At 59.1% G+C, this 14068-nt stretch carries 14 protein-coding genes; 4 read left to right on the top strand and 10 right to left on the bottom strand.

The genetic code is table 11. The annotated features are described in order from the left end of the window. Positions 1 to 6: 6 nt before the first annotated feature. The 10 genes from tolB to MK208_RS13170 all read right to left on the bottom strand — a co-directional run bounded on the left by tolB (position 7) and on the right by MK208_RS13170 (position 9541). Positions 7 to 1332: a Tol-Pal system beta propeller repeat protein TolB gene (gene tolB / locus MK208_RS13215; RefSeq protein ID WP_294117238.1), complete on the bottom strand. Its 1326-nt coding sequence runs from the start codon at positions 1330 to 1332 to the stop codon at positions 7 to 9. Then, positions 1329 to 2414 carry a hypothetical protein gene (locus tag MK208_RS13210; protein WP_294117236.1) on the bottom strand — a complete coding sequence of 362 codons (1086 nt, stop codon included), beginning with the start codon at positions 2412 to 2414 and terminating at the stop codon, positions 1329 to 1331. Before MK208_RS13210 ends, tolB begins: the two co-directional genes overlap by 4 nt. Positions 2415 to 2423: 9 nt before the next feature. Next, a complete protein-coding gene (gene tolR / locus MK208_RS13205) occupies positions 2424 to 2915 on the bottom strand; it encodes a protein TolR (RefSeq protein ID WP_294117234.1) in 492 nt (163 codons plus the stop codon). A gap of 3 nt (positions 2916 to 2918) precedes the next feature. After that, on the bottom strand, positions 2919 to 3596 hold the full coding sequence (gene tolQ, locus MK208_RS13200; protein ID WP_294117232.1) for a protein TolQ: 678 nt from the start codon (positions 3594 to 3596) through the stop codon (positions 2919 to 2921). A 112-nt stretch (positions 3597 to 3708) separates the two neighbouring features. Continuing rightward, entirely contained in the window at positions 3709 to 4095 is a 387-nt protein-coding gene (gene ybgC, locus MK208_RS13195; RefSeq protein ID WP_294117229.1) for a tol-pal system-associated acyl-CoA thioesterase, read from the bottom strand. Between the two features lie 72 nt (positions 4096 to 4167). Then, positions 4168 to 5421: a mechanosensitive ion channel family protein gene (locus tag MK208_RS13190; protein ID WP_294117227.1), complete on the bottom strand. Its 1254-nt coding sequence runs from the start codon at positions 5419 to 5421 to the stop codon at positions 4168 to 4170. 132 nt (positions 5422 to 5553) lie between these two features. Then, positions 5554 to 7086 (bottom strand): glutamate synthase-related protein, encoded by a 1533-nt coding sequence (locus MK208_RS13185; protein WP_294117225.1) that lies wholly within the window; start codon positions 7084 to 7086, stop codon positions 5554 to 5556. 143 nt (positions 7087 to 7229) lie between these two features. Then, positions 7230 to 7856, bottom strand: a complete 627-nt coding sequence (locus MK208_RS13180) for a hypothetical protein (RefSeq protein ID WP_294117224.1) — start codon at positions 7854 to 7856, stop codon at positions 7230 to 7232. A 58-nt stretch (positions 7857 to 7914) separates the two neighbouring features. Continuing rightward, a complete protein-coding gene (locus MK208_RS13175; protein ID WP_294117222.1) occupies positions 7915 to 8844 on the bottom strand; it encodes a carbohydrate kinase in 930 nt (309 codons plus the stop codon). Between the two features lie 10 nt (positions 8845 to 8854). After that, positions 8855 to 9541, bottom strand: coding sequence for a D-lyxose/D-mannose family sugar isomerase (locus tag MK208_RS13170; RefSeq protein ID WP_294117220.1), 687 nt, complete (start codon positions 9539 to 9541; stop codon positions 8855 to 8857). A 166-nt stretch (positions 9542 to 9707) separates the two neighbouring features. Here MK208_RS13170 and MK208_RS13165 point away from each other — a divergent pair, with 166 nt between their 5' ends. From MK208_RS13165 to MK208_RS13150, 4 genes are all read left to right on the top strand, one after another. Beyond that, the gene (locus tag MK208_RS13165) at positions 9708 to 10736 is read left to right on the top strand and encodes a substrate-binding domain-containing protein (RefSeq protein ID WP_294117217.1); all 1029 of its coding nucleotides are present in this window, start codon (positions 9708 to 9710) and stop codon (positions 10734 to 10736) included. A 182-nt stretch (positions 10737 to 10918) separates the two neighbouring features. Further along, positions 10919 to 12193, top strand: coding sequence for an ABC transporter substrate-binding protein (locus MK208_RS13160; protein WP_294117215.1), 1275 nt, complete (start codon positions 10919 to 10921; stop codon positions 12191 to 12193). 82 nt (positions 12194 to 12275) lie between these two features. Continuing rightward, a complete protein-coding gene (locus tag MK208_RS13155) occupies positions 12276 to 13241 on the top strand; it encodes a sugar ABC transporter permease (protein ID WP_294117213.1) in 966 nt (321 codons plus the stop codon). Beyond that, the gene (locus MK208_RS13150) at positions 13238 to 14065 is read left to right on the top strand and encodes a carbohydrate ABC transporter permease (RefSeq protein WP_294117212.1); all 828 of its coding nucleotides are present in this window, start codon (positions 13238 to 13240) and stop codon (positions 14063 to 14065) included. Before MK208_RS13155 ends, MK208_RS13150 begins: the two co-directional genes overlap by 4 nt. Positions 14066 to 14068 lie beyond the last annotated feature (3 nt).

The raw sequence follows: 14068 nt of genomic DNA, 5'->3' as shown, positions 1-14068 counted from the left end.
CTTACCTTATTGCAATGGGGACCACGCGGGATCAGAGCCGCCGCCGTTGATCTTCACCGGTTTCAAATTACGTCCAGACACATCCACCGAATAGAGCGAGGCCGCACCGCCAGCGCCACGGGTTTCACGGGTGAACATGATCACACGCCCGTTGGGAGACCAGGTTGGGCCCTCGTCCAGGAACGACGCGGTCAGCAGGCGTTCATCGCTGCCATCGGTGCGCATCACGCCAATGTGGAAGCGACCTTTGTTCTGTTTGGTGAAGGCAATCAGATCGCCCCGCGGGGACCAAACCGGCGTGCCGTAGCGGCCTTTGCCAAAGCTGATCCGGGTGGCTTCTCCACCGGATGCGGACATGACATAAAGCTGCTGCGTGCCGGACCGGTCGCTCTCAAACACAATCTTGCTGCCATCCGGGCTGTAGCTCGGGGCCGTCTCGATGGACGGTGTTGATGTGAGACGTTGACGTTTTCCGGAAGCGATGTCCATTTTGTAGAGGTCGGTGTTGCCGCCTTCAGTCACCGACATCACCACGCTTTTGCCATCCGGGCTGAACCGTGGGGCAAAGCTCATGGTGCCGCTTTCATTTGAGAGCACTTTGCGACGTACAGAGCCAACGTCGAGCACATAAACCTGCGGGAAGCCGGTTTCATAGCTGGTGTAGAGCACGCGGTCGCCTGTCGGGGAGAAGCGCGGGGCAAGCACAATGGAGCTGCTGTCGGTCAGATACTGCAGGTTTGCGCCGTCATAATCCATCACCGCCAGACGTTTCTTGCGATTGTTCTTTGGGCCGGTCTCCGCAACATAGACCACACGGCTGTCAAAATAGCCGCCTTCGCCTGTGATCCGCGCATAGACTGCGTCGGCCACTTTGTGCGCCATGCGGCGCCAACCATCCGTGGTGCCTTTGAACCGCAGACCATTGCCCAGCTCGGTGCCGGCGAACACGTCATAGACGCGGAACTTCACTTCAAGCTGGTTGCCGCTGACGGACACCCCACCAGTGATCAGCGCTTGGGCGTTCACCGCTTTCCAGTCTGCAAATTGCACCGGGCTGCCAAAATTGGTGATCGAGGAGATATGCGCCTTGGCCGGGATTTCCCGGAACAGCCCTGTGCCGTTGAGATCCGCCGCAATCACGCGGCTGATGTCTTTGGCCACCTGATTGGAGCCCGGGGTTTCCGCGACAAAATCCGGCACCGCATAGGGCATCGGCTCGATCACACCATCGGTGATTTCGATGCGCAATGGTTGGCCTTGGGCCGCAACCGGATGGGCAAAATGGCCCACCGTCAGGATCCCGATCACTAGGGTCGCAAAAAGTCTCATCATCTGGACCTCATTTTCTCCGGGTTAAATGTAATCTCAACATCCCGCCAATGGTCATATTTTTCGGCAGGCAGGTCGTAACCAGTCTTTTGGCAGCGCAAAACCGCGCGTCGGGCGGCCGCAAAGGCGGTTTTGGCGGCGGCTTCATCGCCACCTTCGTAGCTCAACATGCGAATGTCACCCTGAACTTTGCCGTTCTGGTCCAGGCTCAAGCCCACCACCACGGTCACATCCGCAGCGCGAGAGCCAACATCCACCACCCAGCACTGCTGCACCGCCACGCGCAAGCCGTCCTTCTCACCCCGGGTGAGAGGCGGACCGGAGGGCGCAGAGGATGTGGACTGGGTTGGGGCCGCCGCTTCCGACAAGGCGGCCGCGATAGCGTCTTCCGCCGGAGTGGGCTGGGGTTCAGCCACAGCATTTGGACGGATACGCGGACGCAGGGAGCGCGTTGGTGCCGCGCTGGCGACCTCTTCCTGCTTTGGCTCCGTGGCGATTTCGGTGGAGGCCGCCTCAGGGGCTGTGTCTTCTTTCACTTCTTCTGCCGCCTCACCGGCTTCATCGGGTTTGGTTGCCTCTTGCAAGGCGTCGGCAATGGCTGTGTCAGGCTCAGGCTGTGCTACAGGCTCAGGCGCGACGCGCTCCACCGGTGCGGGCACGGGTTCAACCGGCGCATCTGGAACGATTACAGCGGTGTCGGTTTCAGGCGTGGGCAACTGCGGAGTCGGGTCTGGCGCGACTTCCGGCTCCGGCGGGGTTGGCTCAGCGATATCCGCCACATCCGGCACGACTTCTGGCTCTGCCTCAATCGGTTCAATCGGCTCCGGCTGCGGCACCACCGCATCTTCCAGCGCGACCACCTCTGGTGCAGGCTCTGTTTCCTCGGGCGGCTGCGGCAGAGCAATCTCGGTGGAGGTTTCCGGCGCAAGCTGGCTTTGGGTCAGCGCATCAAACTCGGCGGATGAAATCATCGCGATGTCCACCACCTCCATAGGTGGCGGATCGGAGTCAAACACCCCGCCCAACAACACCCAGCCAATCAGGCCGGTGTGGGCAACGCCCGAGATATAATGGCCGATATGCACGCGCGCGCCCTAGTTGTCCGTCCCGCCAGCATCCGTGCCGTCCAGCGCCGGGCCACCCACATCGGTCACCAGGCCCACGTCGCTAAAGCCGCCCGCATTGAGCGCGCCCATGACCTGAACCACCGCCTCATAGGGAATGGCGCCGTCTGCGCGCAGATACACACGATCCGACTCGCGCTCTGCCGCCACGGCGCGCAACTTCGGGATCAGGTCTTCGGCCGCCACCGGCGTGGTCATAATGGTGATGCCCAGATTGGCATCAATCGTGATGGTCAGCGGCTCTTCTTGCTCACCAGGCAGCGGGTTGGCGGCGGTTTTGGGAAGCTCCACCGGCACGCCCACCGTCAACAGCGGCGCGGCGACCATAAAGATGATGAGCAGCACCAGCATCACATCCACAAAGGGTGTGACGTTGATCTCGCTCATCGGCTGGCTGCTGCGGCGATTGCGGCGGCGGCGTTTGCCGCCTCCTCCGCCCGATTTCATCACACCCGCGCCCATGGATCAGGCGTCCAACTGGCGGCTGAGGATGGTGGCAAACTCGTCTGCAAAGGCCTCATAGCCCGACACGATGCGGTCGCTGTCCGCGCTGAGTTTGTTGTAGAAGATCACGGCAGGGATCGCCGCGAGAAGCCCCAGGCCGGTGGCCAGCAGCGCCTCGGCAATGCCCGGCGCCACTACGGCGAGGTTGGTATTTTGCTGCGCGGCAATCTCGATAAACGCGTTCATGATGCCCCAGACGGTACCAAACAGGCCCACAAACGGCGCAGTCGAGCCGACGGTGGCGAGGATCGGCAGACCGTGTTGCAGCTCATCCGCTTCTTTGGCGATCGCCACATCCATCGACCGGTCAATCCGGCTGGTGGCATTGGCGATCAGCCCACCATCCTGACGGTGGCTGCGTTGCCACTCGACCATGCCTGCGGCAAACACCCGCTCAGAACGGCCCTTGGGCTCTGGCCCCAGCTCCTCAAACAGCTGGTCCAGCGGTTCGCCAGACCAGAAGGCCCGGTCAAACCGAGCCGCCTCGCGCCGTGCCTTGCGGTACATTATGTGTTTTTGGACAATCACCGACCAAGACCAGAAGGATGCCACGATCAGCATCACCATCACCAGTTTTACGGTTAGAGTGGCGCGCGCAAAAAGCGCCCACATCGAGAAATCGACTGCTGCGTGTTCCATATAGCCTGCTCTGCTCTGTGGCCCTCTGTCGGAGCCTTGTTTGAAAGCAAACGTAACGGGTTTCTACGGGGAAAGCCAATAAATTGGCGTCGCTCGCGGGAATTTGCCCGCTTTAGTGCACCATTTGGCGGATATTTGCCGGTAAACGCACCGGTTGGCCCGCTTCGTTCATACACACAACCGTGACCATGGCGTGAAACAGCACCTCATCGCCGCGCTTCACCCGTTGTTCCATCACCAGCCGCGCGGCAGTGACATTGGCCACTTCGGTTTCCACGGTCAGCAGATCGTCCAGAACAGCGCTGCCCAGATAATCACACTCTACCCGACGCACCGCGAAAACGATACCCTCGGCCTTCATTTCAAGCTGATCCATGCCAATCTCACGCACCCACTCGCTGCGGCCGCGCTCGATGAATTTGAGGTAGTTGGCATAATAGACAATGCCCGCCATGTCGGTGTCTTCGTAGTAGACGCGGATCGGCAAGGTGTAAGGCATTGGCAGGTCTCCTGAAATCAGCTTGAGACAGGCGTAGGGCGAAAACAGCCGTGGAGCAACACCCGTTTTGGGTCAGCTGTCGACTGGGACCAAATGCACATCGCGCTGTGGGAAAGGTATCGAAATGCCCTCGGCGTCAAAACGCTCTTTGACCTGACCGGTGAGCCCCCAATACACGTTCCAATAATCCTCCGTGACCACCCATGGGCGGCAAAACAAGTTAACCGAACTGTCCCCCAACTCGCCCACAAATATTTCCGGCGCCGGATCTTTGAGACAGCGCGGATCAGCCGCCACCAAGGCTTTAAGTACCTCTACAGCGGCAGGCGCGTTGTCCGAATAGGCAATGCCAAACACCAGATCGACCCGCCGGGTTTTGGCCGCACTCACATTGGTGATCACATCACCCCAAATTTTGGAGTTCGGCACCACAACGATCTGGTTATCGAAGGTACGAATTTGGGTGGACACCACGGACATGTCATCAACCACCCCGCTGGCGCCTGAGACCTCAATGTAGTCGCCGGTGTCAAACGGCTTGAGCACCATAATCATCAACCCGCTCGCCAGATTGCCCAAGGTGTCCTGCAAGGCAAAGCCAAGGATAAAGCTCAAGCCGCCGAACACTGCAAACAAAGGCGTAACGTTCACGCCCGCAACACCCAGAGCCACCATCAGTCCGACAACAATTGTGATCCAATAGACCACGGTGAGAACAAACCCCTGTAGAAGCTTCGACATCGCAGGCAGACGTCGGAGCCCACGCGCCGCGAACTTGCGCACAAAGCGGGCGATAAACAGCAGAATAAACAGCGCGATCAGGAACACCCCGACCTGCATCAACAAGCCAACACCGCCATCCCGGGACCCAAGCCAGCCAACCACAATGGCCACCAAGGTACGCGCATCAGTGGCCATCAACGTTGCACCTGCCATCGCGGTCAGAAACTTTTGGTGCGGTGTAATCTCTTCAGTTGCGCCACCTTTTGCGGTCCAACTCGCCAATATGGCTCTGTAGTTGGCCCCGATACGCGCTTGTTCGTCAGAAATACTGGCCACTTGCATGCGCGTCGCTTCAGCTTCGCTTCCGGACAATGTTTCCAGCTGAACATTCAGGTCAACGAACCGCGCCATAATATCTGACATGTGCCCCTGCCAAACGTCCGCGAGTTCAGACAGTTGCGCTGTTGTCAGCGGAACAACGTAAAGCTCCAAACTTTCGGAAGGCACGGTCACATCTCTGGCTTTGGCCATCATCTCTTCGGAGGCTGCCTGTGCTATCGCGGCCCAAAGCCCCACCACCAGGCAGACGGCCAGATAGGTCATCAAAGAAAGTGGTTTGTGCAAAAGTCTCATGTCAAAGCCTCTTCAAATGCGGGAAGCTTCAGACACTGTTCCTGCAAGCGACCAAAAACTCAAGGTTTTTGGCCGCTCACTTATTGATTGAGAACTATTGTCCTAACGCCCGACACCGGCAAAGCGCACGCCGCTTAGGTCGGCCATATCACGCTTCCAGGTGGTGATGTCATCGGCGTTCAGATCCGACAGGCTGCTGTGGCCACAGGCGCGTGCCAGCACCTGCATCAACTCGACACTGGCGCCAAAGTAGCGGGCAAGTTTCTCGGCCCCGATTTGCACATCCAGCTTCTTGCGCAGCTCGGGCTTTTGCGTCGCAATGCCCACCGGGCAATTGTTAGAATTGCACATGCGCGCCGCGATGCAGCCGACCGCCTGCATGGCGGAATTGGACACCGCAACCGCATCCGCACCCAGCGCCATGGCTTTCACAAAATCCTCCGCCACGCGCAAACCACCGGTTATCACCAGAGAGACCTCGCCACCGGTTTTGGCATCCAGATGCCGCCGCGCCCGGGCCAAGGCCGGAATGGTCGGCACCGAGATGTGATCGCGGAAGATCAACGGCGCTGCGCCCGTACCGCCGCCACGGCCATCAAGGATGATATAATCCGCCCCAGCCTCCAGCGCGAAATCGATGTCCGCTTCAATGTGGTTGGCCGAGAGTTTGAAGCCAATGGGAATACCCCCAGAGCGTTCGCGCACCTCGTCCGCAATGCGGGCAAAGTCCTGCGGCGTATGCAGTTCGGGGAATGTCGACGGCGACACCGCGCTTTGCCCTGGTTCCAAGCCACGCACTTCGGCGATCTTGCCTTGCACCTTCTCGCCGGGCAAATGCCCGCCAGTCCCGGTTTTGGCCCCCTGCCCCCCTTTGAAGTGGAAGGCCTGCACGCGCTCCACCAGCTCGGGCTTCCAGCCAAACTGCGCCGAGGCCAGCTCATAGAAATAGCGCGAGTTCTCCGCTTGCTCTTCCGGCAACATGCCCCCTTCACCGGAGCAAATCCCGGTGCCGGCCAGCTCTGCGCCACGCGCCAGTGCGGTTTTGGCTTCCTCAGATAACGCGCCGTAGCTCATGTCTGAGACAAACAGCGGAATGTCCAATTGCAACGGTTTGGCCGCCCGTGGGCCAATCACCACCGAAGTATCCACCGGCGCATCATCCAACAGCGGCTTGCGCGCCACCTGGGCGGGCAGGATCTGAATGTCATCCCATTGCGGCAGGTCTTTGCGCGGCACGCCCATGGAGCCCATCTCGCCGTGATGGCCGAGCTTGCTCAGCCCATCGCGGGCCAATTCGTGAATGCGCGCCACAGTAGGCTCTTCCGGCGTGGCCACAGCCTGCGGCACATCCGATTGCGGTTTTGGCGCCGGGTCGCCCACCTTAGCGTCGCCCATACGGGTGTGCGCCCCGTCGCAAAACGGCGCGTTGGCGCTGGCTTTGCATTGGCACAAAAACGCATCACCGCTTTTCTCGGCGGTGAATTTCTGCGGTTTCATCTCTGTTCCCGCGTGGCTGCCGTCACAAAACGGCTGATTTTTGGATTTCCCGCAACTGCACCAGAAATAGGTTTTGCCTTCTTCCAGCTCCACTTTGACGGGTCGGGTCGCCGCAATGATGGGCACATCACCTGCCATGTCACTCTCCTTGTTCGCGTTTGGCTACGCAAACAAAGTGCCGCAAATGGCGGAGTCACAAAACAGGTGCGGCTGCACAGGCAGCGCCGCACAAATGCACATGAAGGCGGGAACGAGCGGGCTGAGGTGCGAAATTGCGAGAGCTAGTCGAATCGCAGTCGCGCAAAGAGGCGCAATGCGTGGCTTGTGTCTTCGGCCGCCACCGGCATCATCCGGTCATAGGCGGCAGCAATCACAGCGGCGATTTCCGGCCGTAGAACGGTTGCGCCACTTTCCGGAACCACAGCCAAGGGGGAGTGTTCGGCAAAGGCTTTTGGGCCCCAAGCGACGATGGTTTGCACCGCTTCGCCCAGCGCCAAGGCTTCGGCGGGGATTTTCGCCATAGCGTCATTCATGCGCAGGAAGACAAACGCCGCTTGAATCCCGCCGTCGTTGTCAAAGCGGAAAGCGCGGTATTGGGTGGCGTCGGCGTCTTGCAAACGGCCCACCAGCGCCTTCAGGTCCGGGATCAAACGCTCCAGGTCCGGCACCTCCAGAAGCTCCCCCCACTCTCGGAAGAAAAACATCATCAGGTTGCTGCCAAACTCAGGATCGGTCTCCGCCATCTGGTGGCCCACCAAAGTGACCACCGCCTCCAGCGCGCCTTTCACAGTTTGCAGCGTGGCGTCTTCCACCCCGAAGACCACCGGCGCAATCGGGCGGCCCCAGCGGGCAAAACCATAGCTGCCGTCGTGGCGGGTAAAAAGGGCTTCAACGTCCTGCGGTGTCATGTGCGGCTCCTGTCAGATCGCCCGCTATGTGCCGCTCTGACGCCTATAACGCAAGCCCCTAGGTCAACTCGCTGGCCCAGGGCGGGTTGGCCCCGGCCCGCGCCACGGTCACACCTGCCACCTTGGCACCAAAGGCCAAAGCCAGCGCCGCATCTTCCAGAGACAGGTTGCGCACCTTGGCTTTGGTCAACACACCAAGCTCTGCCAGCTTCGCCAAAACGCCCGCGTTAAACGTATCGCCGGCGCCCACGGTATCCACCACCTCGGCTTTTTCCGCCGCCACGGACAGCTTGTGGCCACTGGTCACATACGCATCCGCGCCCTCACCGCCTCGGGTCAGCAGCACAAGTGCCGGACCTTGGTCGATGATTTTCATGGCGCGTTCGTCCATCGTGTCGTCACCCGGAACAATCCACTGCAAATCTTCGTCCGACACTTTCACAATATCAGCCTTGGCAAACATCTTTGCCAACCGCGCGCGATAGGCCTTCTCATCGGCGATGAAGCCGGGCCGAATGTTTGGGTCAATCATCACAGCTCGGCCGGCGCCTTCACGATCCAGCAATTCGGCATAGGTGTCTGCACAGGGCTCCACAGCCAGACTGATACCGCCAAAGAACAGCGCTTTCACTTTGGGCTCCACAGACACAAGATCAGACGGCTGGATCATGCGACCGGCGGTGTTTTCATCATAAAACGAATAGGTTGCGTGTCCGCTGCTCAAATGCACAAAGGCCATCGTGGACGGGCGTTTCGCACGGATCAGCGCCGAAGTGCTGACGTTGCTCGCCACCAGTTCGGTCATCAGAATGTCGCCAAAACTGTCAGTGGAGATGCCACTGACCAGGCCGACACGGGCACCCAAACGGCCCAGCGCCACGGCGGTGTTGAACACCGCGCCGCCGGCGTGGGGCACAAAGCCGGTGCCACCCTCGACGGTCTCACGAGGAATCATATCAATCAGCGCTTCGCCACAACACAGGATCATCAGAGCCTCCTCAGGCCAGCCATTTGGCGTAGTCGCTCACCAGCAGATGGGTGGGCGTGACGTCTTCTTCGATCTCGGCAAACCGGCCAATCGGCTCGCGGAAGATGTTGTCTGTTTCATCATCATTCACGGTGGAGACCTCGCCAATCAGCACGTCGCCGCCCTCGCCCCAGAAGGCGTGCCAGTCCCCCGGCATCAGGGTCAGGCTTTCCCCCGGCGCGAACTTGAGCTTCTCTCCCGGCGCAAAGGTGCGCGGAATGCCATCACACATCACCATTCCACCGCGGTCCTCAGCAAAGTTACCATCGTCATCAGAGCCAAACAGCTCCACCACCATAGTGGCCCCACCACGGTTAATAATATCTTCCGCTTTGATCACATGGGTATGCATTGGCGACAGCTGATCCTGACGCGAGATCAGTAGTTTTTCCGCATAGCACATGCCGCCACCGCGCTGCAGATCGGCCAGACGTCCGTTGCGCAGGGTGAACAAGAATAACCCCATTTCATCAAAACGCCGGGCGCCGTAATCGGTGATGTCCCAGCCACAGCGCGCCTGAATCAGTGCTTCGGCCTCTTTGGCACGTGCTTTGAACTCCTCTGGTGTCCAGTAGGCAAAGGGAGGCAATTTGAAACCAAAAGACTGAATCATTTCATCCGCAGACGCCATGATGTCATTGATCGTAGAGCGTTTCATTTCATCCTCCTCAGAAAAGGCGTAAGCATCAATAGAAGCGCTCATTTTAGCGCTAACAACCACGTTGGCCTGTCTATGACAAACCCCTAACGTCGGAGCAACAAATTTATGCTGTATCTGCGCGCACCGTTTCATTTTCTGCAATCCTGTGCCATGGCTAGGCGCCATGGCGACGCTCAAAGACCTTTCCAAACACCTCGGCCTCTCGGTGACGCAAGTCAGCCGGGCGATCAATGATCATGCCGACGTGAGCCAAAAAACCAAAGAACGCGTGCGGGAGGCCGCCAAGGAATTGGGCTATGCGGTGAACCGCTCGGCGCGCTCCCTGGTGACCGGCAAATCCGGGATGGTGATCCTGATTCGCCCCGGCGCCTTGTCCGGGCCCGCAGACATGAGTGTCTTGGAAACCATTTCCGGCCTATCCGGTGAGTTCCACAAACGCGGCATGCAATTTCTACTCAATATCATGCCGCCTGGCACCGATCCGATGCCGGTTTACCAAAGCGCCGCCACCAGCGGCAGCTTTGACGGCTTTGTGCTTATCGACACTCGGCGTGACGATCCACGCGTGGCGCTATTGACGGAAATGGGCGTGCCATTTGTCGTCCACGGCCGTTCAGATCCGGCTGCGGATCATAACTACTACGACATCGACAATCATCAGGTTGCCTACACCCACGCCAAAAACCTTCTTGCCTTAGGACACACCCGCATCGCGCTGCTCAATGGCCCACGTGGTTACGCCTATTCAGAGTATCGACTTCAAGGATACCAAAAGGCCCTGGAGGAAGCCGGCGTGTCGTTTGATCCCGCCCTGCTGGTGTCGGAGCAGATGACCGAGGGTAACGGTATGATCGCCACCGCGCGCCTGTTTGAGGACAAGGTGCACCGACCCACCGCACTGATCTGCGGCAACATTCTTTTGGCGAAAGGCGCCTACACGGCGCTTGGCGCAATGGAATACCGCATCCCCGAGGATGTCTCGGTGGTCTCCCATGATGACGTCCTCCACAACATTCGCGGCTCAGCCTTCTACCCGGCCCTCACAGTGAGTCGGTCTCCCTTCGCAAACAGCTGGTCCCATTTGGCCGAAATTCTCTGCAACGCCATTCAAAACCCTACCGCGCCACCGCACCAACATGTGGCTGAGGTCGAGTTTATTGAGCGCGCCTCGACCGGCCCTGCCCCCAAATAAACAACAGGTTTAACGGCGCGCAGCCGCCACCTCATGCGCCCTTGCCTACCACCTCCTAATGAAATCCACTTGACAGCTGCGCCATGCAGCTCCCATAAATCCGAAACGTTTCGGATTGCGTCAAAATTGATTCCGAAACGTTACGGGCGGGAAGGAGACCCGCCCCAACAGGAGGAAGAAAATTGACAAAACCCATGCACCACGCCCGCCACATCTGTGCGGTGCTTGCCCTCGGCGCCATGGCCCAGACCGCAACTGCGGACGAGGTTACCCTCGCATCCGGCATCACCGGCAACGCCGTCGAAAACTTCAAGCTGATCGTCGCCCCTTGGGAAAAGGCCACTGGCCACACAGCAACTCTGGTGCCGATGCCGTCGTCCACCACGGACCAATTTGGCCAATACCGTTTGTGGCTTGCTGCAGGCAATGCGGACATCGATCTGTATCAGACCGACGTGATCTGGGCACCGCAACTGGCCGACCAATTTGTTGACCTGTCTGAGCCAGCCGGCGAGCTGATGAAAAGCCACTTCCCGTCCATCGTGGAAAGCCAGACAGTCGGCGACAAGCTGGTGGCACTGCCAATCTACACCGACGCCCCAGCGCTTTATTACCGCACCGACCTGCTGGAAAAGCATGGCGCATCCGTCCCAACCACATGGGAAGAGCTGACCAAAACCGCGCAGATGGTGCAGGATGCGGAGCGTGCCGAAGGCAATGACGACCTTTGGGGATTTGTTTGGCAGGGCAATGCATACGAAGGCCTGACCTGCAACGCGTTGGAGTGGGTGAAATCCTTCGGCGGCGGCCAGATTGTGGAGCCAAACGGCGACATCTCAATCAACAATGCAAACGCCGTGAAAGCGCTTGAGCTTGTCTCCCAATGGCCGGGCACAATTTCGCCTGACGGTGTATTGGCCTACCAGGAAGAAGAAGCCCGTGGTGTTTGGCAGACCGGCAACGCTGTGTTCATGCGCAACTGGCCTTACGCCTACCGTCTCGGCAGTGGGGATGACAGTGCTGTTAAAGGAAAGTTTGGCGTGACCACCCTGCCGACAGGCGGTGGGCATGACACCTCTGCGGCCACGCTGGGCGGCTGGAACATTGCCCTGTCCAAGTATTCTGAGAACCAGGACGCAGCCCTGTCTCTGGCCATGTATCTTGCCAGCCCCGAGGCGCAAAAATTGCGTGCGCTGAACTCCGGCAACCTGCCAACCGTCGTGTCGCTCTATGAAGACGCCGACATTGCGCGCGAAGTGCCGATCATTCCTCAGTGGAAAGACGTCTTCCTGCAGGCGGTGCCACGTCCATCCGCACCAACCAAAGGTGCGTACAACGAAGTGTCCAACAAGTTCTGGTCCGCTGTGCACAACACCCTGTCTGGGGACGGCACCGCCGCAGAAAACCTGGAACTGCTTGAGCTTGACCTGACCGACCTCAAAGGCTCCGGCTGGTAAGGTTCCTCCGGGATTGGGCGGGCCTGCGGGTGTGCCCAATCCACCACTCTTATTTACCCCACTCACGCACCGGACACTTGCGATGCCCTCTTCGCCCCCTTCAGGCATGTCGTCCCGCCACAGTCTGAGCGCGCAACGTCGCCGCGCCGCCATGTGGTTTCTGGCCCCCATGCTGATTGCGCTTTTTTGTGTGGCCGCCTGGCCGCTTCTGCGCACCATCTATTTCTCGTTCACCAACACCACGCTGACCTCGCTGTATGACGGCAAGTGGATTGGGTTTGACAACTATCTGAGCTACCGCAAGCTGTCCTCTGGCCGGGTGATCTGGCGCGGAACGCTGGCCGATCCGGCGTGGTGGAACGCGGTCTGGAACACCGTCCGCTTTTCGGTGGTCTCCGTGGCATTGGAAACCGTGTTGGGTCTGATCGTGGCCTTGGTGCTGCACCAGAATTTCAAAGGCCACGGCTGGGTCCGTGCCGCCGTACTGATCCCCTGGGCGATCCCGACCATCGTCTCTGCGCGCATGTGGGGCTGGATGCTGAATGATCAGTTTGGCATCATCAACGACATCCTGCTCAACATCGGTTTGATCGAGACCAAGATCGCCTGGACCGCCAATATAGAAACCGCCATGTTGGCCGTACTCGCCGTGGACGTCTGGAAAACCACGCCCTTTATGGCGCTGCTCTGTTTGGCAGGCCTGCAGATGATCCCCAAAGACATCTACGAAGCCGCCAAAGTGGACGGCGTCCACCCGATCCGCGTGTTTTTCAAGGTGACCCTGCCCCTCCTCCGCCCTGCCCTGATGGTCGCGGTCATATTCCGCATGCTGGACGCCTTGCGAATTTTTGACCTGATCTACGTCCTGACGCCAAATTCTAAAGCCACCAAGACCATGTCCGTGATTGCGCGAGAAAATCTCATCGACTTCGACAAGTTCGCATATGGTTCGGCCCAGTCCACGCTGTTGTTCGCGCTGATTGCGATCTTTGTCTCTGCCTATATCTGGCTCGGCAAAGTCGACCTCTCCGGGGAGCACAGCAAATGAGCAAGTTTCTCAATGCCACTCTGTTTTATGCGCTGGTGTTCGTCATTGTCGGCGTCTCGGTCTTCCCATTCTACTATGCGGTGATCACCAGCTTCAAAACCGGAACCGCGCTGTTTGAAGTCGACTATTTCATCACGAAACTCGACTTCTCCAACTACATCAACGTGCTCTCCAGCCCGAATTTCATGCGCTCTGTCTGGAACTCGGTTTTGATCGCGGCCAGCACCGTTGGCTTTGCCATGTTCCTTGCGGTCACCGCCTCCTATGCGCTTGCTCGTGTGCGCTTCAAAGGTCGGGGTCTTTTGCTGATTTGCATCCTGGCGGTGTCCATGTTCCCACAGATCGCCGTCTTAGCGGGTCTGTTTGAACTGATCCGCGCGCTTGGCATTTACAACACACCTTGGGCGATGATCCTGTCCTACACCATCTTCACCCTGCCCTTCACGGTCTGGGTGCTGACCACGTTCATGCGTGACCTTCCAGTGGAAATCGAAGAGGCGGCGATCATCGACGGCGCCACGCCTTGGGTGATCATCACGCAGGTCTTTCTACCTCTGATGTGGCCCGCGCTTGTCACCACTGGCCTCTTAGCTTTCATCGGTGCCTGGAACGAGTTCCTCTTTGCCCTGACCTTCACCGCATCCGAAAGCCAACGCACCGTGCCAGTCGCCATCGCGCTGCTGTCCGGGGCCAGTGAATTTGAAATCCCCTGGGGCGTGCTCATGGCGGCCTCGGTGATTGTGACCGTGCCACTCATCGCGCTTGTCTTGATCTTCCAACGTAAAATTGTGGCCGGCCTGACCGCTGGCGGCGTCAAAGGATAACGG

The sequence above is a fragment of the Shimia sp. genome (assembly GCF_022448905.1).
GTDB lineage: Bacteria > Pseudomonadota > Alphaproteobacteria > Rhodobacterales > Rhodobacteraceae > Shimia.
Note: the sequence above shows the minus strand (reverse complement) of the source record. Positions and strands in the feature narration are given on the sequence as shown.

Excerpts from the sequence above, each read along its gene's own strand:
- MK208_RS13155 (WP_294117213.1), top strand. The coding sequence starts at position 12,276 with ATGCCCTCTTCGCCCCCTTCAGGCATGTCGTCCCGCCACAGTCTGAGC.
- tolB (WP_294117238.1), bottom strand. The coding sequence starts at position 1,332 with ATGATGAGACTTTTTGCGACCCTAGTGATCGGGATCCTGACGGTGGGC.
- MK208_RS13165 (WP_294117217.1), top strand. The coding sequence starts at position 9,708 with ATGGCGACGCTCAAAGACCTTTCCAAACACCTCGGCCTCTCGGTGACG.
- tolQ (WP_294117232.1), bottom strand. The coding sequence starts at position 3,596 with ATGGAACACGCAGCAGTCGATTTCTCGATGTGGGCGCTTTTTGCGCGC.
- MK208_RS13190 (WP_294117227.1), bottom strand. The coding sequence starts at position 5,421 with ATGACCTATCTGGCCGTCTGCCTGGTGGTGGGGCTTTGGGCCGCGATA.
- MK208_RS13175 (WP_294117222.1), bottom strand. The coding sequence starts at position 8,844 with ATGATCCTGTGTTGTGGCGAAGCGCTGATTGATATGATTCCTCGTGAG.
- MK208_RS13185 (WP_294117225.1), bottom strand. The coding sequence starts at position 7,086 with ATGGCAGGTGATGTGCCCATCATTGCGGCGACCCGACCCGTCAAAGTG.
- MK208_RS13170 (WP_294117220.1), bottom strand. The coding sequence starts at position 9,541 with ATGAAACGCTCTACGATCAATGACATCATGGCGTCTGCGGATGAAATG.
- tolR (WP_294117234.1), bottom strand. The coding sequence starts at position 2,915 with ATGGGCGCGGGTGTGATGAAATCGGGCGGAGGAGGCGGCAAACGCCGC.
- ybgC (WP_294117229.1), bottom strand. The coding sequence starts at position 4,095 with ATGCCTTACACCTTGCCGATCCGCGTCTACTACGAAGACACCGACATG.
- MK208_RS13180 (WP_294117224.1), bottom strand. The coding sequence starts at position 7,856 with ATGACACCGCAGGACGTTGAAGCCCTTTTTACCCGCCACGACGGCAGC.
- MK208_RS13150 (WP_294117212.1), top strand. The coding sequence starts at position 13,238 with ATGAGCAAGTTTCTCAATGCCACTCTGTTTTATGCGCTGGTGTTCGTC.